The following is a 435-nucleotide window of genomic DNA, read 5'->3' as shown; positions in this document are numbered from 1 at the left end:
GAACCCGAACCCGAGTCGGAGCCGGAGGCTGGGCAGCCCGACGAACCGGCCGCCGATGACGGTGGCGTCGACTGGTCACATTGGTGGACCACCTCACCCCGTGACGACGACGGGGAGGAGCCGCCCTGGGCGCCTACCACCCCACCCCCGCTGGAAGCGCCCGACAAGACGGACAGCGGGGACGGGGACGACGACATCAACGAGGGCGCTGACCGCATCAATGAGACGGACGAGGCCGACGGCGCCGTCGGCGACACCGGTACCGACGACTCCGGGGACGAGGGCGAGCCGCCGTGGGGCACCGGCAGTGCACCGCCACCCCCACCCGAACCGGGCGGCCCGGACACCGGCGGCGGCTCCACCGCAGCCACCCCCGACGCTGCGGCCGACCGGGTGAACGACGCTGCCTCCGAGCAGGTCTCGACCCAGGATCTG

The 435-nt window shown here is 73.6% G+C and carries 1 pseudogene; it reads left to right on the top strand.

The window, feature by feature from the left end:
- A pseudogene (locus AC3A6P_RS36130) lies at window positions 1-435 on the top strand (hypothetical protein); the annotation flags it as partial.

This window comes from Mycobacterium sp. Soil_C_30 (assembly GCF_057656995.1).
This window is presented reverse-complemented; position numbering and strand designations above follow the sequence as displayed.